We start from the raw sequence: 23,921 nt of genomic DNA, 5'->3' as shown, positions 1-23,921 counted from the left end.
CTTTTCTCCCCATGTGTATACCATTCTGCCATTCACAGATCTCACACCAAGCAAAGAGATGCTAGCAGTGGAACCATTGAACAAGGGCTTGAAGAAGCGGCGTGTGCTCATGGTCTCTGTTTGATTTATTAGGAGCGAAACTTATCATGATGGAAAGCTCTTGTCAAGGAGGGCGGGTGAAGCCAGCAGTGCAACATGAGCAAAAACTTCACTACTTACTCCTTGTGCTGAGAACAAAAATGATCTCTTACTCTTATTGTGCCTTATGCAATTGAGTGCCTGGTGGTCTACCTCCAGAACTTTTCCCTGATTCATATTGACAAGTTATTTGTTATCATGTATAAAAATTGCTATCATAGCAACTTTGTTGTCAATATGTTGGCTCTCGCCTTATCCCTGCTTCCTTGCATAGGAAACAGCATACAAGGAGACATAGAGATATGAGAGATCAGGCCCATGAAGGTATCCATCTCTCCACGACAGAAGAAACACAACCAATCAGGCAAGAAATGCTTGCAGCGCTGATGGGGCTCATCGATGAGACCATTGCCACGCACCTCCAAATCCAGGTCATGACGGAGGAACTACACGCACACAGTGAGTTGTCGCGAGCGTGCCGAGGAGTGCTACGAGATCTCTCCCGGCTTGGACCACGCACTGTCCCCCAACTGGCACGTGGCAGACCAGTCTCACGCCAGAACATTCAGCTGCTAGTGAACCGTCTGATTGCCGAAGATCTCGTCGAGCATATCCGGAATCCAGAACACAAACGCTCCCAACTGGTGCGTTTGACATCTCATGGAAAGGTACTCCTTGATGAGATGGAGAAGCGAGAGACGACCTTGTTGAGTACCCTCAATCTCGATCTCTCCCTTGACGAGTTGCAAGCTGCTGGGAGTGTCCTTCACCGTTTCCGAGAAGCCCTTGAGCAGCATCACATCGAGCAAGAAAGGTAGAGCAATTGAAGAGAAACCACAAACTGGATTTGACTCCTATGAGTTCTTATCCTACTGCTGGAACGTTCGATCCTGAAACGTTGGCAAAGCAGGTACCACCAACTGGACTGCGCTACCTGAGACATGCCATTCGCCCGGGGCGACGCTCGCTCGACGGGCTGAGATTACCTTTCATGGCTTTGTACGACTCAAGCCGCGCTTCCCCTGGCTGTCTTTTCGAGGTCGAGAGATCATTGAGGCAGGCCAATCCTTCCACGTGAGAGCACGTACCTCGCTGGGTCCACTGCCAGTGACTACCCATGATGGATATGAACAAGGCATAGCAACCGCACAACTCCGGCTATTTGGCTTCATTCCGATGATGAGCCGTCACGGTCCCGATCTTGCCCACTCAGCTCGTGGCCGCTTCATCGTCGAGTCCACCTGGCTTCCTTCCAGTTTCTTACCTGAATTGGGAGCATCCTGGTCCGAAGAAGGAGACCTTGCCCAACTCACCATGCCAATCGAGAATGAGGAGGTGAAAATGACGATGCGGCTTGAATCTGATGGTCTGTTGAGGGAGCTTCGTTTACAGCGGTGGAGCGATCTCACTGATGAGGGAAAGTACGCCTGGGTTCCGTTTGCTGCTCACACGGAGGAGGAGCGAACCTTCGGCGACTATACTGTTCCCTCACGGCTCCATGCGTCCTGGTGGCCAGGAACTGACCGTGAATTTGAATTCTTCCGGGCCATGGTGGATACCATCCACTATTCGTCTTGACGAGGGTGGAGGTGGACAGTCAATTCTCACTCATTATGAAGATTCTATCTGAGTCCCTCTCACCTTGACTGGGTTCCCTCGTCATCCTCCCCTGCGCCTTTGAAAGAAACGGCGGTTCATCCCCTGGATAAAACAGGGGTTTTTCCATTCGGCTTTCTGTAATTGACAGCAACATAATTTGGGAGTAATCTCTTTTCATGCACTCGCCATTCCCTGTTGACCTTTGTGAAAAAGGCCTCTTCTTGACAGTCAGAGTGCTGGAAACTCTTGTTAGTGAGAGAGCGTCTATCTCTTTTGTTGCGCAAGGCAACTGCTCCATCAAAGAGAGGAAGGCTCACTTTGCCGTAGATCGTACGCGAAGCCGCAGTATACCATCTCTTGAACAAAGATGGCGTATTACACGTCAAGCGCAGCTCTCACCTATCATTTCATTGCGTGATCAAGCATGCCTTCTTTGCCCAAAGGACTGAGCAGTAGGGAAAGGAGAGAGTCATGCTATGTGCTTAGACAAGAATATTTCAGTGGAGACTCTGCTCACATCGGGTCCTCACCTTCCATCGCTCTTGGAAACCCTTCCCGGGCATTATTTGTTATTGATGACACCGAGACGATTGTGTATGCCAATACCAGGGCCAAGGTTATGGCAAGAGCCATATCAGAGGCTTGCATTGGAAGCGTTTTCTGGCACTCCGCACCGCAGTTGGTGAGTCCTGAGCTCTACCAGGCTCTACGCAAGACAAAACAGAGTCGAGAAGCAACCGCAGTAACGTATCGTTCTCCTGTGACCCAGCATTGGCTGCATGTCTCGCTCTCATGCACTGAGGAAGGCGTTGTACTCTTTTTCCAAGACGATCTAGAATCATTATCTCTCCTGAATGCCTTGAACCCCAACGAACAGATGTATCGGGAGTTACTGGAAAGTTTGGCTGATGGTGTCGTGATCTTGACTCCCGATGGGCTGATTCTCGACATGAATCAGCGTATGCTGGCAGATGTCGACCTTCCGCGGGAAGTTGTGATGGGTAAACCGTTTGCCGACATGCCTCTGTGGTCCTATGACCCAACACTCCAGGAGCAAGTGCGTGCGGCTCTTGCGCGAGCGAGTCGGGGCGAAAATGTGCGCTTTGAGGCCAGAATCCGTCCACGAGGCGAGAAGTATCTGGACATATTGATAACAATCACCCCCATCGTAACGCCAATCAGCACGTCGAGTACCTCATCTGTGCAGGCCGGGATATCACCGAACGCAAGCATGCTGAAGACAAACTGCGTATCCTGATCGATGCCATTCCTCATTTTGTGTGGATCATGCGCCCTGATGGCATGAGCGAATACGGCAACCAACGCTGGTGTGACTATACAGGCATGACTCTCGAACAATATCAAGGAGATGGCTGGCTCCAGGCTATCCATCCCGATGATCGCCAGCATACGCTCATGCTCTGGCGTGATGCGCTTGCCTCAGAGAAACCCTTTGAGTTCGAATATCGGGTGAAAAATGGCCGTCTGGGGACGTATCGCTGGTTTTTAGCCCGTGCGCTACCAGTGCGCGATGAAATCGGCCAAATCCTCAAATGGGTGGGCACTTGCACCGATATTGAGGATCAGAAACAGGCGGAGGAAGCCTTGCGTCAGAGTCAGGAGCGCGTGAGCGTTCTGATGAACTCCAACATTATTGGGATCTTTGTTGGCGAAAGAGAGCAGATCGTGGATGCCAACGATACCTTTCTACGCATGATTGGTTATACACGAGAAGACCTGCGCGCAGGGCGTATAAACTGGATGCGCATGACCCCTCCAGAGTATCTGGCTCGAACCAAGCAGGCTCAGCAGGAACTGGATGCCCAACAAACGCTGACGCCCTATGAGAAAGAATACGTGTGTCAAGACGGAAGTCGCCTTCCCGTGCTCGTGGGTGGGTCCTCTTACAGCGTCACCAATTCCAGGTGATCACCTTTGTGCTGGATAATTCGGCGCGTAAGGAGCTGGAACAACGTAAGGATGACTTTATCAGCATGGCCAGCCATGAACTGAGGAACCCACTTACCGCCTTGAAGCTGCAGACCACCTTACTGCACCGGCAGCTCGGCAAGCAAGGCCTCCAGGCTTCAGCTCTTTCGAGCATGGAGACCCAGATCAACAAAGTCACCCGACTGGTAGAGGAGTTGTTAGACGTCTCCAAGATCAAGGCAGGCGGACTCGAGTATGTCCGGGAGTCAGTGGATCTGGACGCATTGCTAGGAGAGATCGTCAGCACCATGCAGCAAACCCATCTCAGTCATCGCATTCAGGTGCATGGCGCGGTGCAGACCAACCTGATGGCAGATCGAGACCGGCTGGGACAGGTCTTCACCAACCTAATCAGCAATGCTATTAAGTATTCTCCCGGCGCGGAGACCGTCGAGATAGATCTCTCCACCTCCGAAAATGCGGTCACGATCCGTGTGAAGGATTATGGCCTGGGCATCCCACGCGAGCAGCGCGACAAGATTTTTGACCGCTTCTATCGAGTCACTGATCCCAAGCAGAAGGCAACTCACGGCCTAGGCATGGGGTTATACATTGTTGCGGAGATTGTGAAACACTATGGAGGAACTATCACAGTCGAAAGCGAGCCAGGAAAAGGATCGACCTTTCAGGTGATGCTTCCCTGCAAAAGAACATGAGGGGTTGTATCTGATCCGCACGGATCGAAGCACCGTCTCAAACCTGGGCGCATGGCTGAGCAGGGCGGTTACGCGGATCTGCCTGGATATGCTGCGCGCGGAAATCGCGGCGCGAAGAGTTCCTGTGCATGACATGTAACGCCTGAGGGAAGCCACCAGGGAAAGCGCTGGCTGATTAGGATGAGTATGCCACACTGCTCAAGTTCCAAAGCCGCCAGCGCTTCGTCTGTTACGCCCTGTGCGCTACCGTTATCCGAAACTTACCCAAAGATGGACAAGCCCTATCTGGCGTTCGGTTCCTGCTTCAACGAACAACGTGCCTGGATCTACCAGGTCTTACAGGATCTCCACAGGCGTCCCTTCCGGTGTCACTCACCGTACGAGGGATAATTCTAGCAGAAACGAGGGACGAATGCAAGAGCGACAGATGTCAACAGAATGGACAAATAGTCCATTCTTCAAGAAACTTGTTTTAACCCTCAACCGTTCAAATCTTTCCGCCATGACCAGGAAGACCGAGATCCTCTGGGATGGCTTCTTCGTCCAAATCGCGGGGGAGGGCTTCGAGTGTGATTCCCTGTGAAGCAATGTGCTCGGCCAATCGCTGATAATAAGCTTCTACTGTTTTCAGTGTCTGTTGCAGAGCTCGCATTAATTGCCCGCTAGCCTGTTTGACCACTTCTGCCTCGTATTGTTCAAATGCCAGGATACCCTCACGCAAGGCGATTTTCATTTCATACAAGACCCGTTTATCCTCGGCTTTGAAGATCTGGCACAGTTTGTTAATCCTGGTATATGTTGTGGCTCTAGCCTGCGGGCTGTCGCTCGCTTTCAGCCCAAACAACAGATGTTTAAGGAATGGAACAGAGTTGCGAACCAGCCGATAAGCCGCTCGCGCTCTGAGTGTATCGATCTCCGCCTGTAGCCAGCGAATATCCTGGTCTCTCGCGCAGAAACCGGTGGTCATTGCCCAGAGCACCCGAAGGTCCTCATCTATCAAGCCATCCAGATAGCTCACCAGAAACCGGCGATGAGCCTCGATCAGAAATTGCGACTTGAACGGGGTTAACTCATTGGGATCTTCACCAGCGGTAGAGGATAGACGGGCAAAATCATAGTCATTTTCCAGCGCGTTTTCCATCCCAACCACTAGGTAGATATAACGCACCCAGGCAGTAAACATATCTTCCAGTAGCATGAACTTCAGCCCGTCAGGACTTAAGATGACGCCCCAGGCATCGTTAAATTGAAGACGCCGCATATTGCCAAGCTCATACATCCCTAGCATGGCATCTACTTCTGAATTCACATGGTGGAGCACGCCTTGATAGGCACTCGTCGCGTCCATTCCGGTGTAGTGGATAATGATTCTTTCTCCACCCACATGCTGATATAGAAATTCGGTGACATCGTACACTTTGCCGCTTACCACGATCCAATAGCCTTCGCCAGGGGTATTATGCAGGACTACAGTAGAGATGTCATAGGTTTTCCCTTCCTGAGCATGACCGCTGTAGGTGGTGAAGATATCCTGCATATAACGACCCTCGGCAATCAATTGCTGAATGACGTTCTGTACCTGCGCTTCCGACCCACCACTAAACCGTCGAATGACTCCTTTGAGCGCTTCCATGACTGAAACCGCGAAGCTAGTCTTACCACAGACATAAAAGTAGCCATGCTGCCCACCTTCACGCTCGCTGCGCAAAAAGTTCCAGAGGGCGGCAGCCTGTTCATCCGCTTCGATTAGTTCGCCAATCCGCTGACGACGCCCTTTCTCAATGACATAATGCCCATCTGCCGGATCAAAGCGCGTCTTGACATCCGCTCTGGAGAATGCTATCCGCAAATGTAGTTTTCCATCGGCCTCCAGGCGCTCAAAAACGGACTGATTAAAGAGCTCGTCGGGTGTGCGTGTGCCGAAGAGAAGCCAGTTCTCTCCTGTCTCCGTCTGATGAGCGCGTGCCTGGAGAAAGCCATAAAAGGGCGCGATGCCAGAACCTGCCGCGAACATCACCACTGGGCGAGAGGAGTCAGCAGGCAAACGGAAACGAGGAGTTGGGACGATGGTCAACGAAAGCAGTTTCTCTCTAAACCTGGGGTCGCTAGTCATGTAACGCAAGAAGTGAGAAGCCGCTCCTGCCCGCGCTTGCAGATATGAATAGGGCGTATGCGGGGTCTGATAATCTAGCCCGCCAACAATCAAATTGAGCTTTTCGGCACCAGCAGCGTTATCATCCATCGCAGAGGCAATGGAATAGAGACGGAACACCTCAGGAGGTACCACCCGGCAAATGCTCTCAGGGTCCCAGGGGCCAGCTTTCCAGAGGTGAGTCACATCATATCCACCTGCATAGAGCAGGTTAAGGAGATCCCAGAATTCCCATTGGTCCTCCATACGTGCATCGATGATCCGCTTGAGCGCGCTCGACGCGCTCATTTTTAATAACCGTTTGGCAACATCGCGTGTGACAGGTCGGATCTTGCCAAAGCTGAGTATTGATCTCAGGGGTAATACTTTGATGTCGTCTGAATAGCCAGCACGAAAGCGAATAGCCTCTTGCCATTGGGTTGTGAGATGCACAATCTCACTGCCGGTTGCTTGGAGTGCTCTTAATGTCTTATGAACGAGCATATCGCTGTTTTCTGACAAAATGCCAACGCGATCACCCGGCTGATAATGGATACCCTGTCCGCTGACATCCAGTTCAATGAAGTTTGTCCAGGTACCCGTCTCTGGATCAGTGGTAACAGTGCCGCTTCGAGGGTGCACGAAATAGACTTGCTGGTTGCCAGCAATGTAACGCTCATCGCGCACTTCCGCGAGTTCACCGTCAATCTTTTCCCAGGTCTTGTCCTTGAAGAGGCCAGTAAACTTGGCCCCTGTGGTGACTGAGCGACCAACCTTAAATGCTACCTCGAGGTAACCATATGCCTTGATGCGGTGTAGCCCCATCCACCCTTTGTCGCCAATGTAGGCATCCAGAACGGCATTATACAGACCTCGCAGGGCGGTATTCTGGCTACGTTCCACAAATTGCCGCACAGAGATAGTGCCCAGGGCTTCAACAAGTTCGCGCCAGTGTCTGGGGAAGTGTCCACGGAGATACCCACTCTGCTGTCCGACCGTTGAGTGATATGACTTCCGCTCGAAAAAGGCATCCAGCGCATGAATTTGCGGCTGGGCTGTTCCTGCTGGGCTTGGAGCGCCCTCAAATATGGGCACACCCGATGTGCCAACCGTCTTGGCCCAAAGGACTTGATCAAGATGCGTTTTACTGAAGGGATTCGAGTCGAGCTGCGGATAGATGACCTGAGTCACATATTGAAGCTGGTCAAGGATGATGAGTAATGCGGCTTCCAGCGCAATGCGATCTTCCCGTACAACTGCCTCCTGTGCCTGGAGCATAGCGTTGAGAACAGGAGTGAGTTGCATCGCGAACTCAGTGGTCACCAGGTAGAAGATGCGCTCAGCCTGATTGTTCCAGGCGGGAATGAGCAGGTCCATATTATCCAGGCGACGGGGTCCAGCCGGATCGAGTAATTTCCAGTTATAGAAGAATAAATCAATGTAAGAAACATAGGGAAGAGGTTTGCCTAAGCGTCGTGAGACTTCCTTCCAAGGTTCTAAGATAGCAGCAGGGAGGGCGGCTGGTAGATCTGTTTCTACATACTGATAGGCATGAGCAAAAACACCAAGCATGCTAGAAGCCCGCAGCAGGTAGCGATCAGGGAGGGCATCTGATGTGGTTTCTAGCAGGGGCATCTGGTCAAATACCCGCCGCATAGCCAATGTTCTATACAATTCTGGCAGCCTGTCAACCATTTCATCCCAGACACGATAAGACGCAGGCAAGGCAAGTAGAGGTGGTTCTACAGGCAAGAAGCCATGCGTGATTGACAGAAACCCATCATTCTCATGTCCCTGTTCACGATTATATGCTTCCGCTGCCTCCACTACCTTACGCGCGGCGATCATTTCTTCTGGTGAGGTTGTGGGCTGCCTTGTGCGTGTGGCTGCCCTGATTTCAGGCGTGGGTGTGTAAATGACAGTTGCATCTGCTTCCTGGTCAACATAGGCCCATGAGAATTGATAGGCGCCAATTCTCATCTGGTCGCCACTCTTGAGAGCCATCCGTTGAATGCGCTCGTCGTTCACAAAAGTCCCATTGGCACTATTTAGATCACTCACGATGAGGTGATGGTCTTCCAGTTCCAGTCGTGCATGCTGCCGCGAAATGGATCTATCGGGGATGACGATAGTGTTGAGTGCTGTACTACGGCCAATAGTAACTGGTAAGTCGCAGGTGTACTCTACAACAGAATTAGTGTGTTGATTCTTACAGATCAGGTGCACTTGTACTGTTGATGACATGCCTTTGCCCCTCCCTGCATATTGTTATGCATGATAGATCACTGCGCGACAAATATCGGAGCGGGAAACGGTTCCCATAAGTTTACCATCGTCTACTACAGGCAAGCGCCGAATTTGTTTTTCTATCATGACAATAGCGGCTTGAGCTATGTCATCTGTTGTCTTCAGGGTGATAGCACTGCGAATAATCAGAGGGTCAATGGGGCGATTCGCGAGATCGCGGCCTTTCTGGACAAAGAATTTAAAAGCGTCATTGAGCGTTCCGCCCGCTTGTAGAACTTCATCGAAGCTAGGAAGGATAGTGCGGATGAGATCCCCTTCAGACAACACCCCGATAAACATATTATCGGGGTCTATTACCATCAGGTCACTCACTTCAGAGATACTGATAATTTCAGCCGCCCGGCGCATATCCGCTCCAATGCGAATATAGACCGGGTAAATGGTCATAATATCCCGTACCTGCACGTGTGCCTCTACCTCTCTTTGGCGAATGAATCATGCCAAAAATGAACTGTTACAACTTCCCAGGTGCGAGCCATCTCGAATGTGCCTGAGAACACAACTGTATTGAGATGGGTTTCAAGACGCCTGGCGGCAATGCTCTTGTCCGTTTATAAGGCTGAGTTTAATGTAAAAATAGCATATGTAAAACAACAAGTCAAGCATTTACTTTACAGAATCTTGTTAAAGTCTTGAGTGACCCTGGCGGGACAAGAAGCGAAGCTACGGCATATATAAACCATTCTTACTTCTACATCACCAGGGCTAAATAAGCAAGAGAAACGCTCCTCGGAGGAGTATATATGCCGAAAGGTTGTGAAGACCTTATATCGTCCATTGAACACCATGTCGCCCTATCTTTTATTCTCTCTGAAGATCGTGCAGGTAATCAAAAGTTGTGGTGGGATGCTTTAGATTGAGGAGAAGTGTTTGGGTGTGAATGTTGTCTCAGAAACGGCGAGATGAGAGTATGTTGTCAGTTTTTGGCACATGGTATTCCGATCCGCAATGAAGAGGGTCAAATTCTCAGTTGGTGTATAATGTCTACTCTCGCCAGTACCATCCTTTTCGCGTATTCAACGTCTCATCCAGTGCGTAGCAGGCCGTAATCAGTGCCAGATGAGAAAAAGCCTGTGGAAAGTTCCCCACAGCCTTTATGCTGGAACTGATTTCTTCAGCATATAGTCCTACATGGTTGCTCATTGATAGCAGTTTTTCCAGGCGCAGGCGCGCCTCTTCCAATTGATTTATACGCACCAGGTTTTCTATCATCCAGAAGCAACAGGCGGTGAATGCTCCTTCAGAACTTCTCCCCATGCCATCATCTGCTGCAGTTTTCTGATCATAACGACGAACGGTTGTTGTCCCAACTGTAAGCTCTTCCTGAATGCGCTTTATTGTTGCCACAACTCGTGGCTCATGTGGTCCTGTAAAGTGCTTTAAGAGCAGTAAGAGAGCGCTTGCGTCCACTGCTTCGCTGCCATAGTACTGCGTGAAACACTTTCTTTGCTCATTCCAGCCCTCTTGCATAATCTGATCATAGCTCTCCGCTCTGATTTGTTCCCAGGTAGAGAGTGGTGCGGGCCATCCCCAGTCTCTCGCTATACGCAAAGCACGGTCAAACGCAACCCAACACATCAGGCGTGAATGCAGAAATGGCTTTTCTCCTCCTCTTACTTCCCAAATACCGTTGTCCGATTCTTTCCAGTGCTGGCTGAGCCATTTTAGCAGGCGGCAGAGATTTTGCCACAGGTTGTAGGAGATCGCATCATAATTATTGTAAATATTAATGGCTTCCATCAATTCACCATAGATGTCCAGTTGTTTTTGCGTGTAGGCGCCATTGCCAATGCGCACTGGGCGGCTACCTCGATACCCTGCAAGATGATCGAGCGTTGATTCCTTCAAATCCTGCTCTCCAGTGATGCCATACATTGGTTGCAGAGTCCCGTTTTCCTTTAACTCATGGCAGCGTTCGTTTAACCAACCTGTGAAAGCCTCCCCCTCTTCTGTAAAGCCCAGTTTTAGCAAACTATCAAGTGTAAACGCTGCGTCTCGTAACCAGCTATAGCGGTAATCCCAGTTGCGGCTTCCTCCAAGCGTTTCAGGTAAACTGGTGGTTGGAGCGGCAACGATCGCACCAGTTGGTGCATAGGTGAGCAGCTTCAGCACCAGTGCTGAACGCTGTACCATTTCTCGCCAGCGTCCCTGGTAGGTACAGCTTGCAAGCCAGCGATACCAGTAGTGTAGCGTTTCGTACAACAGGTCCTGGTATGCTGTTTCCGTGAGTGGACTGGGCAAATGCTCTAGTTCGCGGTCACTGATAAGTTGAAAATGAGCGGATTCTCCTCTTTGCAATGTAAAGGTGGTTGTTACTCCTCCTTTCCCGTCTCTCTCTAGAGGGACTGGTGAGTTCAAATAGAGGTCGAACTCATGGCTGTGAAAAATTGCTCCTCCCGCAACTAATTCAACGTGATGCTGATCTCTCGCATAGTTAAACGCAGGTCGGCAGGTCAATTTGATTGGCAGTGTACCTACTGCACCAGAAATAGAACGTACAAGTGTATGTCGATACAGGGCTGCGTGCTTCTCTTTGATAGGCATGAAGTCTGTCAGCTCCCCTCCGCCGTAATCGGTGATAAAGCGTGTCAGTACGACATTCGTTTCTGGCAGGTAGATTTGGAGATATTTCGTATTTACATCATCAGACGTGAGACGGAACATACCACCCTTATCGGCATCTAGAATCGCTCCAAAAATGCTTGGTGAGTCAAAGCGCGGTAGGCAGTACCAGTCGATAGTTCCATCAATACCAACTAGTGCGACAGTATGAAGGTTGCCAATAATAGCATGATCTTCAATCGGTAGGTAATCTCTCTCAAGGTTTGAAGCATATTTCATGGCTATATCCCTTTTTCGACCCTTTTATACATGGAAGGCACAGGACTGGCGATGCTCTCAGCTAACTCTCTCATGAAAATCACGTATACGGCGTCCACTGGGTCTCATTACCAGGTATACTCTTTGTGATTGATTCCCTTTAGAAGAGTCTCTCAAGGGATGCGTCAGAACTATGATGATTTTTATATTGGTATCTCTATATACCAGAACCATATTGTCTGTAAGCTTTTGGCGTTTTCTATAGATAAACCAAAAAGGCAAGGTAAGGCTTTTGCAAATCATATGTTCTCTACTATGACGAACCATGAACTAGTAGCTCAACTCTATCAGAAACATGCACACGCACTCTTAAAATATCTGATTTCTTCCCTTCGGGAACGACAAGAGGTCGAAGATGTTCTTGTGGAGGTTTTTCTAGTAGCCCTTGAATACGAGGGGCTTGCACATTTGAATGAACACCAGCAATTTGCCTGGTTGCTCTCAGTAGCGCGCAATAAGGCCGTTGACTGGTATCGTTTGAAAAAGCGACTTCCGCAAGCGTCACTCAATCAGATGACACCATTGCTTCAGGAACCCATAAGCAAGTAGGATCAGCCTGAGATCATTGTCCTGAAACAGGACGAATATGCGCTGCTTCAGCGGCTGATCATGCGTTTGCCTGCAGTACAGCAAGAAGTGTTGCGTCTTCGCTTTAATTTGGGGCTATGTCACGCAGAAATAGCATCTCTGCTAAACAAAACTGAAGGAGCTGTGCAGGTAATCTTCTCACGAACTATTCATAGCTTACAGGCCAAGTATCAGTAACCATGATTGGATGGGAAGATACAGGCGGTTTGCGCGAGCCACGCTCATGCCAAGCTCACTTAACCTGATAGTATCTCCTCAGAAGCGAGAATAATTGGGCACTTCTGAGGAGCTTCGCTTGATAACCTTTTAGTGGGGTCCGTCCGAACGCCAACAATACCTTCTTGTTGAGGTGCAGGGCTTCCCCTGCATCACTGATTCCCCTCACTGCTACATAAGGCAAGGCAGGCATTTCGTTCACTCGCGTGTCACAAAACTGCTTACCAGGGCGTATCTCTCTTAGAGCAATCCTTTACAATACATAGCGAATCTTTACCTATGGAAGTGAGAGATCCATGCACTATTACGCACTGGCTTGTGATTATGATGGAACCCTGGCGCGGGATGGTCGAGTTGATCCGCGTACAATTGAAGCTCTAGAAAAGGTGAAGACCTCCGGTCGCGCTCTGCTTCTGGTAACTGGGCGACTCCTACCCGATCTGAAAGAGACTTTTTCACGCCTGGATCTCTTTACGTATGTCGTGGCCGAGAATGGCGCGCTACTCTATCATCCTGCCACCTCTAGCGAATATCCACTGGGTGAACCACCTCCATTTGCCTTTCTCCAGGCACTACATGAGCGCGGGGTGACCCCCTTAGATACTGGACAGGTTATTGCCTCTACTTGGCACCCTCACGAAACGACCGTCCTATCCGTCATTCGCGACATGGGGTTAGAGCTACAGGTCATCTTCAACAAAGGGGCGGTGATGATCCTGCCGGAAGGGATCAATAAAGGGAGTGGTTTGTCCGCCGCCCTTCAACGCCTGCAATTCTCGCGGCATAACGTCGTTGGGGTAGGGGATGCCGAAAACGATCACTCATTCTTGACACGCTGCGCCTGCTCGGTAACTGTTGCGAATGCGCTGCAAGCGCTCAAAGAGCAAGCTGATTACACAACCGCAGCCGGCCACGGGAAAGGCGTGGTCGAATTGATTGAACATCTGCTCGCTACCGATTTATGTGACATTGACCAGCGTTCACAGCGACACATGTTGCATCTGGGAACACGACCAGGAGGGGATCATGTATTACTGCCCGCAAGCCGTAGCCATGTCTTGATTACAGGGACCTCGGGAAGCGGCAAATCAACCCTCACTCTCAGCCTATTTGAACAACTCGCGGAGGAGGGGTACCAGTTCTGTCTCATCGACCCGGAAGGTGACTACGAGACCTTTGAGGAGGCGATTACGCTTGGCGATGCGCAACGAGAGCCGAGTGTTGGTGAACTGCTTCAGGTCTTAGAGCAGCCAGATCAGAGCGCCATTGTCAACTTGCTTGGGCGCCCTCTCACCGAGCGCCCGCTCTTCAGCCAACGACTCCTCCCCAACATCGAAGAATTGCAGTTGCGTCTGGGGCATCCACACTGGCTCCTGTTCGATGAGGCGCACCATCTCTTCCCCCCTAACTGGAATGCCGCGCCGCTGGAAGGGATACGCCGGCTTTGCAGCACATTATTTATCACATCCCACTCCGAGCATGTCTCTCAAGAGGTTCTTAAAGGCATTGACACGGTGATTTGTATTGGAGCCGAAGCATGTTCCACTCTGCAAGCATTTCAGGAAGCGGTTGGAGACGAACCATTGGACCTCTCAGACTTCGGTGATCTGCAAGGCGATGAAGCCATTGTCTGGTTCCGTACAGCGCACCAGAAGCTTCTACGTATGTATCCAATGCCTCCGAAGCAGGAGCGTCATCGCCATCGCCGCAAATACGCTGAAGGTAGCCTGGGCGAGGACATCAGTTTCTACTTCCGGGGACGGGAAGGGAAGCTCAATCTACGAGCGCAGAACCTTACGATCTTTACACAGATCGCGCAAGGCCTTGACGACGAGACCTGGCTCTTTCATCTGCATCAAGGCGACTACTCGCGCTGGTTTCGTCAGATCATCAAGGATGAGGAATTAGCAAAGGATACGGAAGTTATTGAACATGACAAGCATCTATCACCCCTGGAGAGCCGCGAACGCATCCGCATCTCGATAGAGAAGCAATATACGCTACCTGATTGATAGAGCAGCCAATTAGGTAGCATGACTATGGCACTGCGAGCTCCCGTGATTTAGCAACGGGGTTCCGGACGTTCGGTCCGCGCTTCCTATTCTTTTCGCCACAAGAGAAGAGCAGGTTGTTGAGAGCGAATTAAGCAATCGCCACAAATGGGTGGGCCAGAGGGGACGACAAGGTTTTTTGCAAAATCTCAGAGAAGCAAGGGGAAGATGTTGGCTGCCATTTTCCTGTCATGCTTGTGTGCTCACTGTTTGCAAAAATCCTTGGCATTCCCATTGCCTTATCTACTTATGCACCAGGGCGTAGCAAATAGACGAAAATCGCCAGTACCACCAGGGCAATGGAGATTTCCAGAAAAAGCGTACTCAAACGCATCCGCAACTGCTTCGTCGTGAACTGCTCCTTGTAATTATGGTTGAGGTAGCCTTCAGGGTAGAATACACGCACCGAAAAAATGATCGTGACTAACAATAAAATCAATGGTAGAGCATAGATAAAAGCACGTAAGGGCGCATCGGCACTCACCTTGCCAGAGAAGATAGAACCAGCATAGAAAGCAATCAATGCACTGGCGATAGTAATATTCGTTGTTGCAGCAGAGTCGAGCTGCTTGAGTAGTTCGGGCAGGTGATCTGCCACAAGTGCGGTAGGTAAGGCATGCGATGGCGTTGTTGACACTGATGAAGACACCTGGTGCATCTGTGACTGCCTGTCTAGGCCATGATTCGGTGCTTGCAAGGAGGAGCCGCAATGAGGGCATCTATGGGCTTCCGCAGGTACTGGTCTCTGGCACTTGGAACAGAGTTGTGTGACACTCATAATAAATCCTTTTTAGAGATCCTGATTTTTATCGAGATGCAGGAATGGAGAACCATCCGTCCCCCTAGCATATATAACGATCAATATGCTTGCTGGCAGAAAAGGGGCCATGATATGACCCAGATAGGGGAGGGGTTTCGAGCTCTCCTTTGAGCAACTTTGCCAGAGGGATGAGCGCGACGTGTTGCTTGATAGAAGCTCCTCAAACAACGCTCTGTGGTTATGATCTTCACCAGCCACGTTTTCAATTCTTTGTTTCATAAGAAAGCAGCCCAACCTCTCCATGGAGAGAGGTTGGGCGTCGGCAGTGATATCGCTATCATGGCCTGTGCCCACAGGCCATGCAACATGAAGCATAGCTTCGCCTGGGGGGCAACTGCGTTGCGCGCACTGAGGAGCAACGCGAGTCAGTGGTATGAGCGCCACCAGAAGCAATTGAAGCAGCGCTGGCTGGGGAAGATTTTGGTCGTGCAGCGTTGCTGATCTAACGCTTTGCCATACCGCTGACGTTTCTGGCCAATCCGCGCTTTGCGCGAAACGATACTACAACTGACAGTATGTGAACGTTTAATCTGGGGGAAGCCAGGACTGGGACTCTGGCTTCTCCCTCGTTCAGGAAGGAAGGGAAGCGTGAGCATGTCACAGGTGCCCTACACGACAGAGACGGTGTTGTCGGGCGGTACACTTATAGGATACCGGCAACTGGGAAGAGGGCCAGGGCTGATACTCCTGCACGGGAGTATGCAGACGTCGCAGCACTATATGCGCCTAGCCATCGCACTTTCGAGCGCTTTTACGGTGTATCTTCCCGATAGACGAGGACGTGGCCTTAGCGGGTCACATGACAACCAGAATGCAATTGCCAACCATTGCAATGATCTCGATGCACTTCTTGCCAGAACAGGCGCCCACTTTGTGTTTGGGAGTAGTTCTGGCGGACTCATCGCCCTGTGTGCTGCGCTGACACTGCCATCGATCCACAGAGTGGCCGTGTACGATCCGGCCCTTTCGCTCAATGGTTCTCTCCCTACATCGTGGATACCAGCGTATGAACGCGAGGTCGCCAGGGGCAGGTTGGCCCAGGCAATGGTAACCTCGCTTAAAGGGCTGAAGATCAGCCAGGAAGTTGATCGTCTGCCGCGCTGGTTGCTGCTTCCATTGATAAAATCGACTCTGCGGAAAGAGAAAGGGACACTTGAACCCAACGCACTTCCTCTGGAAGTGCTCATACCCCTTCTGAGAGGAGACATACAACTAAGCATAGAAACGGACTCAACCCTCGAACGCTTTAGGGTTATAAGCGCGGAGGTCCTCTTGCTGGGCGGCGGGAAAAGTCCTACATTTTTGCATGAGGCTGTCGATGCATTAGAGAACACATTGCCACGAGTTGAGCGGATCGAATACGCGGACCTGGGTCATGACGGACCAGATGAAGGCGCCCCAGAGCGTATTAGTAAAGACTTGCACATGTTCTTTGCTCACGAGGATCGCGTTCCAACTGTTTGAAGGCCTCTGAGAGCTTCGATGTCTTAGCGATGGAACATCTGATTTCAGGTGTTGGATATGAAGCAAACCAACACCTGAAATGAAATGGTCTGTTGTATCCTTTTCGCGCCAGAAGAAATTGGCACCCCTACTACCACTTTTCTAGTCTTTGTCCCAGTCACGATGCCTACCACAAAAAGCCCTGTTGACCACAGAAGCAAAGCTATTTTCCAACAAACGAATGTTTTTTTGGGGTAGATAGCATCCTCGCTTCAGATACAGCCTACCTTATATAACATTATAAGCATGAGATAAAAGTATGGTGTATCAGGGCAACGTAAGTGTGGAAGCGTATCTCTTCAAGCTTTGTTAGATGAGATGCGTTAGATGAAATGATAGCTATTGCACTTCATTCCCCTATGCTTGGTTCACTCACTGTGAAGTGAGATGATACAATGAGGTCATGAAAGTATTGATTTTTGGCCCTGCAGGAGCTGGAAAAACCTATGTCTCATCTGCACTCAGAAAGTCAGGTATCAACGCTTTTGACGCTGATGAGATAGATGGGTTATCTTCCTGGTATGATCGAGATGGAAAGAAAGTGGCTTCTCCCAAAAGTGCGGAAGAGGTATTCACGAAGCATTATTCTTTCCTTTGGAGTAGGACGTTTTTAAAAACTTTTTTAGCTCAATATCCTGATGTGTATCTTTTTGGAGGATCAGGGAATGTCACTGCGATGTTTGATCTCTTCGAGAAAGTCTATTTCCTACAGGTTGAAGCAAATCTTCAAAAAGAACGGCTGATGCATTCGTCCCGGAAAAATCTGATGAACGAGGTTCTATGGGCCAGTGGCAAGAAACGGAAGCCAGAAACCGTGGAATTCCATGTATCGATGCTTCTTTAACACCAGCACAAATTTTTGCTTTCATCACCGATCAAGAGAAAGTGTGAGGGGCAAGAAAAGAGAGCAGGCGTGCATCCTCTGGATCTTGGTGCCATCGCCGAAGAGCTAAGAGGAGTGCGGTTGTAGCAAAGATGCTGTGTTGAGAGATCACAATCATACAAGCGCTGGGGAGTCAGGCCATTGGGCTCCTCAGTGCTTGTATGATTGTAGTATGGCCGTTCAATGGACTCCTGCTTATTTCTTGGGTTTTGACTTCCAAGACTTCAGGGTGACCCAAATATTTTCCTCATGCACAGGCATTTGAGGTGCCATACCAGTTCCAATTACCTTTATTGTCGACTAAAGCAATCTCTGCATAGTAACAATCGTATCCAAAATACGATGGTGAATTGGCTATGATGTTCGGTGAATACCCATAACCGTTATGCAGGTAACCATACTTGTTGGTATACTCAACGTAAACATCGATTGTCTTCCATGTATTTGTGTTTCCCTGAAACTGAGCCAATGTTTCATCACCACAGGTATTGTTGGCAAGAATGAGAACACCCTGAAGGTGACCATATGAATCGTAAACCTTATTGGACGCTAAAGTTCTCTCAATACAGACACCACTGTGCGATGCTGCACGTGCTGTTGGGGTAGAGACAAAGGTGAGGGCAAAACCGAGCAGTCCACAGACCGCAAAAAAGAGCGAAATCCGAGCGATGCTTCTCTTTCTGGCATCCATTCCAAACATAGGAATAGCTATCCTTTCAAAGTGCTAACCGAACAACAGAATTGTTGGCGCCTCTTCCCTGAGTTCTGGCCTTATTGCATTTTCAGTGAATCTGCTCGCCGGGCAATAAGACCCTGGAAAGGGGTTTGAACAAGCCCAATCTGGTGGCTGTTCCACGCCTTTCCTTATAAATAGATTTTGCGCGAAAAATATGCAAGAATTCAATAAGTATTTTTTTACCAGGAAAAGTACTTATTTAGCTAGGCACATGATTTTCTTCTTTCTATTTCTTCATCCCTCCTTCCTTTGGCAGTAAATAATGTGCCAATCTCAGGACTCTGCGGGAAAACGAAGAGCGTTTTCGGGAGAGGTTAGGTCACCCTCGATTCTCTCGGAAGCACATCTCACAGAATGAGATATCTTCCTCTTTGAGCGTCTTTTAATTGGCATCTGTTCTATCTCAAGTATGCTTGATTAATGAGCGCAAAAGGGGTAGCATATGTTTCAAAGAGTGTATCATTCGTATCATTTTGGTGAACTCTCTTTAAGTTGGAGAGGAAGAACATTCCGTGAAGCAATCTGCAAGAACGCGTCTCATTGAGGAACGAAAAATGCGGCAGTGGTCCCAGCAAGAGGTTGCTGATCGCCTTGGTACAACTCGACCGAACGTCAGTCGCTGGGAAGCAGGCATTACTACACCTGGTCCATATTTTCGCACTAAGCTTTGCGAACTCTTCTGCAAAAATGCACATGAACTGGGGTTGTTCTCAGAGCCTAAAGATCATGCCCAGGATCTGCCAATTGCTCCTCCTTCAGATATTCCGTGTTGGGTCATTCCCTATAGTAGCAATCCCTATTTTACTGGTCGGGAAGAATGCCTCGTACAGCTTATTCAGGATCTGTGTATCAACCCAGAAAGCATACAAGTGATAACTGGCCTGCCTGGTGTAGGCAAAACATCCCTGGCGATTGCCCTCGCACACCATCCTCTAATCCAGAAGCAATTTTGTGATGGGGTCATATGGGTTGACCTGGGACCTACCCCATCGCTCATGGAAACTATGAGTGAGTGGGCAACGCTCTTGGGGATTACTCCTTCTGAAGCCCAAACCGTCACGAGCCCTGAAACAGTAGCTCGTTGGGTACATCAACGCATGCATACACGCCAGATGTTGTTTATTTTGGACGATACCTGGAATGTGTCCGACGTCGTCGCCTTGCAAGTGGGAGGAAATCGCTGTCGCTATGTGGTCACAACACGCTCCCCTTTACTCGCCTATACTATTGCCCCAAGTTCTGTGACGTCACTTCTGCCCCTTTCTGATGCCGCGAGCCACGATCTCCTTTCCCACCTTGCTCCTCAAGTATCTCAATGTTATCCACAAGAGCTAGAAGCACTTGTTCGCTCATGTGGTGGCCTTCCGCTCGCCCTCACGCTCCTGGGACGTTTTATGCATACTCAATCGCTCTATAGCTCTTCACGCCGCCTGTTACGCACGCTTCAGCAACTTCATCAAGATTTGCAAGCTCGATTTCAGGTTGCCATCCCAAAAGCTGTAGGAGATTCCCAACCAGGTTCTCTGCTGGGTACTGAGCGCTCCTTGCGTCTGGCAATTGATGTGAGTGTCCAGCAGCTTCCTCTCCCTGCTCAACGGGCGCTCTTTGCTCTATCCGTTATGGCACCGACTTCACATAGTTTTTCTGAAGAGGCTGCTCTTGCGATCTGCAACGTTCCTGCAGAGACCTTTGATGTGCTGGTTGATAGCGGCTTGGTTGAGGTTTGCCAGGAGGACCGTTATCGGGTCCATCAGACCATTCTCGATTATACTCAGCTCCAGGAGCCTGATTCTGCAGTAGAGGAACGCTTCACCATCTTTTTTGTGACTTTTGTAGAGACATACGCTCAGGATTTCCATGTTTTGAACCAAGATCTCCCCTTGATCATCTATGCCTTGGAGCGAGCCTGTGTCCAGCATCGCTATTCACTTTTGCTGCGAGGAATTCTGGCCCTGCAGCCATTCGTCGAGCAGAGGAGGCTCTACTCTCTGGCTCAAACCCTGGTGCAATGGGGGCAGCAGGCGGCGATGGCGCTCCAAGATCGCGAGGGATTGGTACGCATCTGGCTTTTCAGCGGCAACGTGGCGACACTTCGTGGCGAGGTGCAGCACGCGCAGCACGCCTATTTTGAGGGACTCGAATTGGCTCGAGAACTCCAACATCAGCAACTTCTAGGGGAGTTGCTGGTGCTCGTTGGTGGAGCGTTGGGCGAAACAGATATAAGCGGCCAGGCGGAGCGCTATCTGCTGGAAGGTTTGCAGGCACTGAAGGGGTTCGATGATAAGGCTTCTCTCAGCCTCGTCTTTCAGTATCTTGGCGAACTGGCTGATACTCTTGGGAAGAGCACAGAAGCGCTCTCTTTCTATACCCGAGGGCTAGCTATAGCCCGCCAGACGCAAAATAAAAAGATGATAAGTGCGCTGCTACAAAATCTGGGATCTCAGGCAGTGCGTTATGGTCACTATGCCCAGGCTGTAGTACATTATGAGGAAGGGTTAGCGTGTGCACGCGAGTTGGGTGATCAGCAGCGTGAGAGCGCACTATTGATGAATCTGGGTATGCTCGCCTGGTATGAAGAGCGGCAGGATGAGGCCATTCGATTCTCTTATGAAAGCTTGCAACTCGCTCGAGAGATAGGCCATCAGATGCGAATCAGCTCGGTCCTCCAGAATCTCGGCATGATGTTGCGCCATCAGAACCGCCTTACTCAAGCGGAACAATACTTGCAGGAGAGTCTAGAGATCGCGCGCCAGATCGGACACCAATGGTTGATTGGGGAAACACTCGGAGAGGTTGGTTTTCTTGCCCTCAAACAACGGCAAACGACGAAAGCCAAGGAGATCTTTACTGAGATGCACCAGCGTGCTCAGGTCATTGGGGCACCTATGTTACTAGGGTTAGCACTCTTTGGGTTTGCCCAAATTGCTGAGCAAGATGGGCAACTCTGTGAAGTTCAAAGCCTGGTTCAGGAAAGCAAGGCCAATCTCATCCAAGTGGATCACCATCTGACTCAAGAAGTGGATGCGTGGTACAGCGTTCTTGTTGACAATCATAGAGTCGAAAAAGAGTAGCATTTTTATGCTCAGTTGCCGCCTGGCCACCAATTGCACGGGCCTGGCGAGATATTCAGATAGCATATGACTCTCTAATTCTGTACCGCTATTCAGCCCGTAGAGGGTTGTTCTTCCAGCACGAACGAGATTCATGACATCTATTATGGCCTCTGCTGCTGCTGACTAGCCTATCGTAACACAGATGCTCCCGGTGTTAGCAGAGAGAGCCTGGTGGCAAGTGCTTTCCCACCAAGCGATTCGATAACCAGATGATAAGGGCCATAGGCTTGCGCCGGCGCAAGCCTATCCCCAACGATCACCTCATTGGCTCCCACTTCGTGTACTAATGCCTCGTGGCGAGCCTGGCGAGCAGTACCGGTGATATAGGTACCACTGAGCCTGGAGAGTTGATACGCGAAGAGTCCTACCCCACCAGTGGAGCCAGTAATTAACACGCGCTTGTTCAGTAATCGACCAGTCACGGATGGGTCAACGACTACTACACGTATCGAACTCATCTATAAAACCTGAAAAGGGTTCGTCTCGTTCAGGCAAGCCTCAGCGAAGCAGGAAATCTCGAGGTGATTCAAGGAATCCCTTGTCCTCCAGGTATGGGGAGCATGTCAATTTGCTATTGGAGTGGGCTGGGGACTATCTTCTGCACTCATGCGCGGCTGTAGCCCTGCTTTGCGATATATTGCGTCGATCACCTGCATATTGGCAATCGCATCGTTGGCGTTGGTCAGTACTGGTGTACCATCGTTGATGGCCTGGGCAAAGGCTCGTAGTTGATATGTATAGCTGGCGTCTCCTGCCACATGTTCTGTCCGGTGCTCTCTGGCGGTCTTCACGGTCAGGCGGTGGTAGGCTTGCGGTGCAATATAGTTCAGTACGCTCATGTGACCCTGATCACCAGTGATGCGTGCACTGATGCGCAAGAGATCGCTGGAGAATATCGAGGCCCTGATATGGCCTGTGATCCCGCTGGGGAAGCGCAGCTCGGCGTCCATGCGGCGATCAACGCCTGGGGAAGCCAGCTTTGCCGTTGCCTGCACAACTTCTGGTTCCTCCCCGCTCAAGAAGCGTAAGAGATTGATGGGATAGGAGCCCGCGTCCATAGTGGCTCCGCCTCCTAGTGCGAGGTTATAGCGAATATCGTTACGAGAAAAGAGGGGAAAACAAAGTGATGCTTCAATACGACGAAGAGTGCCTAACTCTCCACTGCTAACGATCTCCTTCATACGAGCTGCGAGCGGGTGGTAACGGTAATGGAAAGCTTCCATCAAGATCAGCCCACTCTGCTGCCCAGCCTGAGCCATACGTTCAGCCTCTACGGCGTTGGAGGCAAATGGCTTTTCGCAGAGTACATGTTTACCAGCCTCCAGTGCTCGTATCGTCCAGCGTCCATGCAGGCTATTAGGGAGTGGAATATAGACTGCATCAATGTTGGGATCGTTCAGCAGTTCCTCATAGCTAACAAAGACGTGGGGAATCTGATGTTTTTTTGCGAATGCCTGCGCACGTGTGATGTCACGTGCAGCGATCGCTGTCACTGTGACTTCGGCAACCTGCTGAGCTGGCTTAATCAGCGCTGCTGGAACGATGTTCGCAGCGCCGAGAACACCTATGCGCACAGTCTCCATATGTGGCTCTCCTGTTCTGCTTGTGCCTTACAGATGTTTTTTGCTTTCTAATAGGGAAAAGGTCATAAGTGATGACAGTGATTGACATCACTAGTATAATATCGAATGATAGTGATGTCAATCACTGTCATGAAGGGAGCGTTGAACATATGAGCCGATGGGAACCCAATGCCAGGGGGCGACTTGAGCAGGCTGCACTGGACCTGTACCGGGAACGTGGTTTTGAGCAGACAACGGTAGCGCAGATCGCTGAACGGGTTGGCCTCACCGAGCGCACCTTCTTCCGTTACTTCGCTGACAAGCGCGAGGTCTTATTTTGGGGCCAGGCCATGTTGCAAGAGCTGGTTGTCAATACAATCGCCAGCCAGCCTGATCGAGTTGCCCCAATCACTATGGTGGTTGCCGCATTCGATGCCATGGCAGCAACCTTTCCCCAGGAGCGTCGAGAACTCCTGCGGCAGCGACAGGCGGTTATTGCTGCAAATGCAGAACTGCAAGAACGTGAGTCACTGAAGTTGGCGTCACTGGCTTGTGCCATAGCCGAAGCGTTGCGGCAACGCGGGGTCACCGACCCAACCGCAAGTTTGATCGCTGAAACAGGATGCGCGGTCTCGAAGGTTGCATACGTCCGCTGGATCAGTGAACCAGGCTGGCGAACGTTGTCAGAGCTTCTCCGAGAGTCACTTGACGAACTCAAAGTCGCCCTCGGTCCTTGGGGATAAAAAGAC

At 50.3% G+C, this 23,921-nt stretch carries 19 protein-coding genes and 1 pseudogene; 13 read left to right on the top strand and 7 right to left on the bottom strand.

What is annotated here, in order from left to right; genetic code table 11:
- Positions 1–440: 440 nt before the first annotated feature.
- The 5 genes and pseudogenes from K3T82_RS19185 to K3T82_RS19170 form a co-directional block, all read left to right on the top strand.
- Complete coding sequence (locus K3T82_RS19185) at positions 441–956, top strand: MarR family winged helix-turn-helix transcriptional regulator (protein WP_220195167.1); 516 nt, start codon at positions 441–443, stop codon at positions 954–956.
- 38 nt (positions 957–994) lie between these two features.
- Complete coding sequence (locus K3T82_RS19180; protein WP_220195166.1) at positions 995–1,216, top strand: hypothetical protein; 222 nt, start codon at positions 995–997, stop codon at positions 1,214–1,216.
- On the top strand, positions 1,120–1,716 hold the full coding sequence (locus tag K3T82_RS19175) for a DUF6544 family protein (protein WP_307811176.1): 597 nt from the start codon (positions 1,120–1,122) through the stop codon (positions 1,714–1,716). Before K3T82_RS19180 ends, K3T82_RS19175 begins: the two co-directional genes overlap by 97 nt.
- A 445-nt stretch (positions 1,717–2,161) precedes the next feature.
- A complete protein-coding gene (locus K3T82_RS50875; RefSeq protein ID WP_476630038.1) occupies positions 2,162–2,995 on the top strand; it encodes a PAS domain-containing protein in 834 nt (277 codons plus the stop codon).
- Positions 2,950–4,382: pseudogene (locus K3T82_RS19170) on the top strand (ATP-binding protein); the annotation flags it as partial. The gene K3T82_RS50875 and the pseudogene K3T82_RS19170, both read left to right, overlap by 46 nt.
- A gap of 487 nt (positions 4,383–4,869) precedes the next feature.
- On the opposite strand, the gene K3T82_RS19165 reads toward K3T82_RS19170, so the two are convergent.
- The 3 genes from K3T82_RS19165 to K3T82_RS19155 all read right to left on the bottom strand — a co-directional run bounded on the left by K3T82_RS19165 (position 4,870) and on the right by K3T82_RS19155 (position 11,661).
- Positions 4,870–8,757 (bottom strand): FHA domain-containing protein, encoded by a 3,888-nt coding sequence (locus K3T82_RS19165; RefSeq protein WP_220195164.1) that lies wholly within the window; start codon positions 8,755–8,757, stop codon positions 4,870–4,872.
- 24 nt (positions 8,758–8,781) lie between these two features.
- Positions 8,782–9,225, bottom strand: a complete 444-nt coding sequence (locus tag K3T82_RS19160; protein WP_220195163.1) for a CBS domain-containing protein — start codon at positions 9,223–9,225, stop codon at positions 8,782–8,784.
- A 579-nt stretch (positions 9,226–9,804) separates the two neighbouring features.
- Positions 9,805–11,661, bottom strand: coding sequence for a glycoside hydrolase family 15 protein (locus tag K3T82_RS19155; RefSeq protein WP_220195162.1), 1,857 nt, complete (start codon positions 11,659–11,661; stop codon positions 9,805–9,807).
- Positions 11,662–11,820: 159 nt separating this feature from the next.
- On the opposite strand from K3T82_RS19155, the gene K3T82_RS19150 reads away from it, so the two are divergent.
- The 3 genes from K3T82_RS19150 (at position 11,821) to K3T82_RS19140 (ending at position 14,516) form a co-directional block, all read left to right on the top strand.
- A complete protein-coding gene (locus tag K3T82_RS19150; RefSeq protein ID WP_220195161.1) occupies positions 11,821–12,249 on the top strand; it encodes an RNA polymerase sigma factor in 429 nt (142 codons plus the stop codon).
- 12 nt (positions 12,250–12,261) lie between these two features.
- On the top strand, positions 12,262–12,465 hold the full coding sequence (locus tag K3T82_RS49950; protein WP_420799325.1) for an RNA polymerase sigma factor: 204 nt from the start codon (positions 12,262–12,264) through the stop codon (positions 12,463–12,465).
- A 335-nt stretch (positions 12,466–12,800) separates the two neighbouring features.
- A complete protein-coding gene (locus tag K3T82_RS19140; protein WP_220195159.1) occupies positions 12,801–14,516 on the top strand; it encodes an HAD family hydrolase in 1,716 nt (571 codons plus the stop codon).
- A gap of 286 nt (positions 14,517–14,802) precedes the next feature.
- Here the strand turns inward: K3T82_RS19140 and K3T82_RS19135 are convergent, their stop codons facing one another.
- Positions 14,803–15,192 carry a hypothetical protein gene (locus K3T82_RS19135; RefSeq protein WP_220195158.1) on the bottom strand — a complete coding sequence of 130 codons (390 nt, stop codon included), beginning with the start codon at positions 15,190–15,192 and terminating at the stop codon, positions 14,803–14,805.
- Positions 15,193–15,627: 435 nt separating this feature from the next.
- Between K3T82_RS19135 and K3T82_RS19130 the strand changes: the two genes are divergently transcribed.
- The 3 genes from K3T82_RS19130 (at position 15,628) to K3T82_RS19120 (ending at position 17,722) form a co-directional block, all read left to right on the top strand.
- Positions 15,628–15,816 carry a hypothetical protein gene (locus K3T82_RS19130; RefSeq protein WP_220195157.1) on the top strand — a complete coding sequence of 63 codons (189 nt, stop codon included), beginning with the start codon at positions 15,628–15,630 and terminating at the stop codon, positions 15,814–15,816.
- Between the two features lie 153 nt (positions 15,817–15,969).
- On the top strand, positions 15,970–16,839 hold the full coding sequence (locus K3T82_RS19125; RefSeq protein ID WP_236031557.1) for an alpha/beta fold hydrolase: 870 nt from the start codon (positions 15,970–15,972) through the stop codon (positions 16,837–16,839).
- 442 nt (positions 16,840–17,281) lie between these two features.
- Positions 17,282–17,722, top strand: a complete 441-nt coding sequence (locus K3T82_RS19120) for a hypothetical protein (protein WP_220195155.1) — start codon at positions 17,282–17,284, stop codon at positions 17,720–17,722.
- Between the two features lie 286 nt (positions 17,723–18,008).
- Here the strand turns inward: K3T82_RS19120 and K3T82_RS19115 are convergent, their stop codons facing one another.
- The gene (locus K3T82_RS19115) at positions 18,009–18,461 is read right to left on the bottom strand and encodes a hypothetical protein (RefSeq protein ID WP_220195154.1); all 453 of its coding nucleotides are present in this window, start codon (positions 18,459–18,461) and stop codon (positions 18,009–18,011) included.
- Between the two features lie 548 nt (positions 18,462–19,009).
- On the opposite strand from K3T82_RS19115, the gene K3T82_RS19110 reads away from it, so the two are divergent.
- The gene (locus tag K3T82_RS19110; RefSeq protein ID WP_338001098.1) at positions 19,010–21,568 is read left to right on the top strand and encodes a tetratricopeptide repeat protein; all 2,559 of its coding nucleotides are present in this window, start codon (positions 19,010–19,012) and stop codon (positions 21,566–21,568) included.
- A gap of 170 nt (positions 21,569–21,738) precedes the next feature.
- Here the strand turns inward: K3T82_RS19110 and K3T82_RS19105 are convergent, their stop codons facing one another.
- Together K3T82_RS19105 and K3T82_RS19100 are read right to left on the bottom strand one after the other, a co-directional pair.
- Entirely contained in the window at positions 21,739–22,068 is a 330-nt protein-coding gene (locus K3T82_RS19105; protein ID WP_220195152.1) for a zinc-binding dehydrogenase, read from the bottom strand.
- A 105-nt stretch (positions 22,069–22,173) separates the two neighbouring features.
- A complete protein-coding gene (locus tag K3T82_RS19100) occupies positions 22,174–23,193 on the bottom strand; it encodes a Gfo/Idh/MocA family protein (protein WP_220195151.1) in 1,020 nt (339 codons plus the stop codon).
- 149 nt (positions 23,194–23,342) lie between these two features.
- Between K3T82_RS19100 and K3T82_RS19095 the strand changes: the two genes are divergently transcribed.
- Positions 23,343–23,915: a TetR family transcriptional regulator gene (locus K3T82_RS19095; RefSeq protein WP_220195150.1), complete on the top strand. Its 573-nt coding sequence runs from the start codon at positions 23,343–23,345 to the stop codon at positions 23,913–23,915.
- Positions 23,916–23,921 lie beyond the last annotated feature (6 nt).

The organism is Ktedonospora formicarum (assembly GCF_016587355.1).
Classification (GTDB): Bacteria; Chloroflexota; Ktedonobacteria; order Ktedonobacterales; family Ktedonobacteraceae; genus Ktedonobacter; species Ktedonobacter formicarum.
This window is presented reverse-complemented; position numbering and strand designations above follow the sequence as displayed.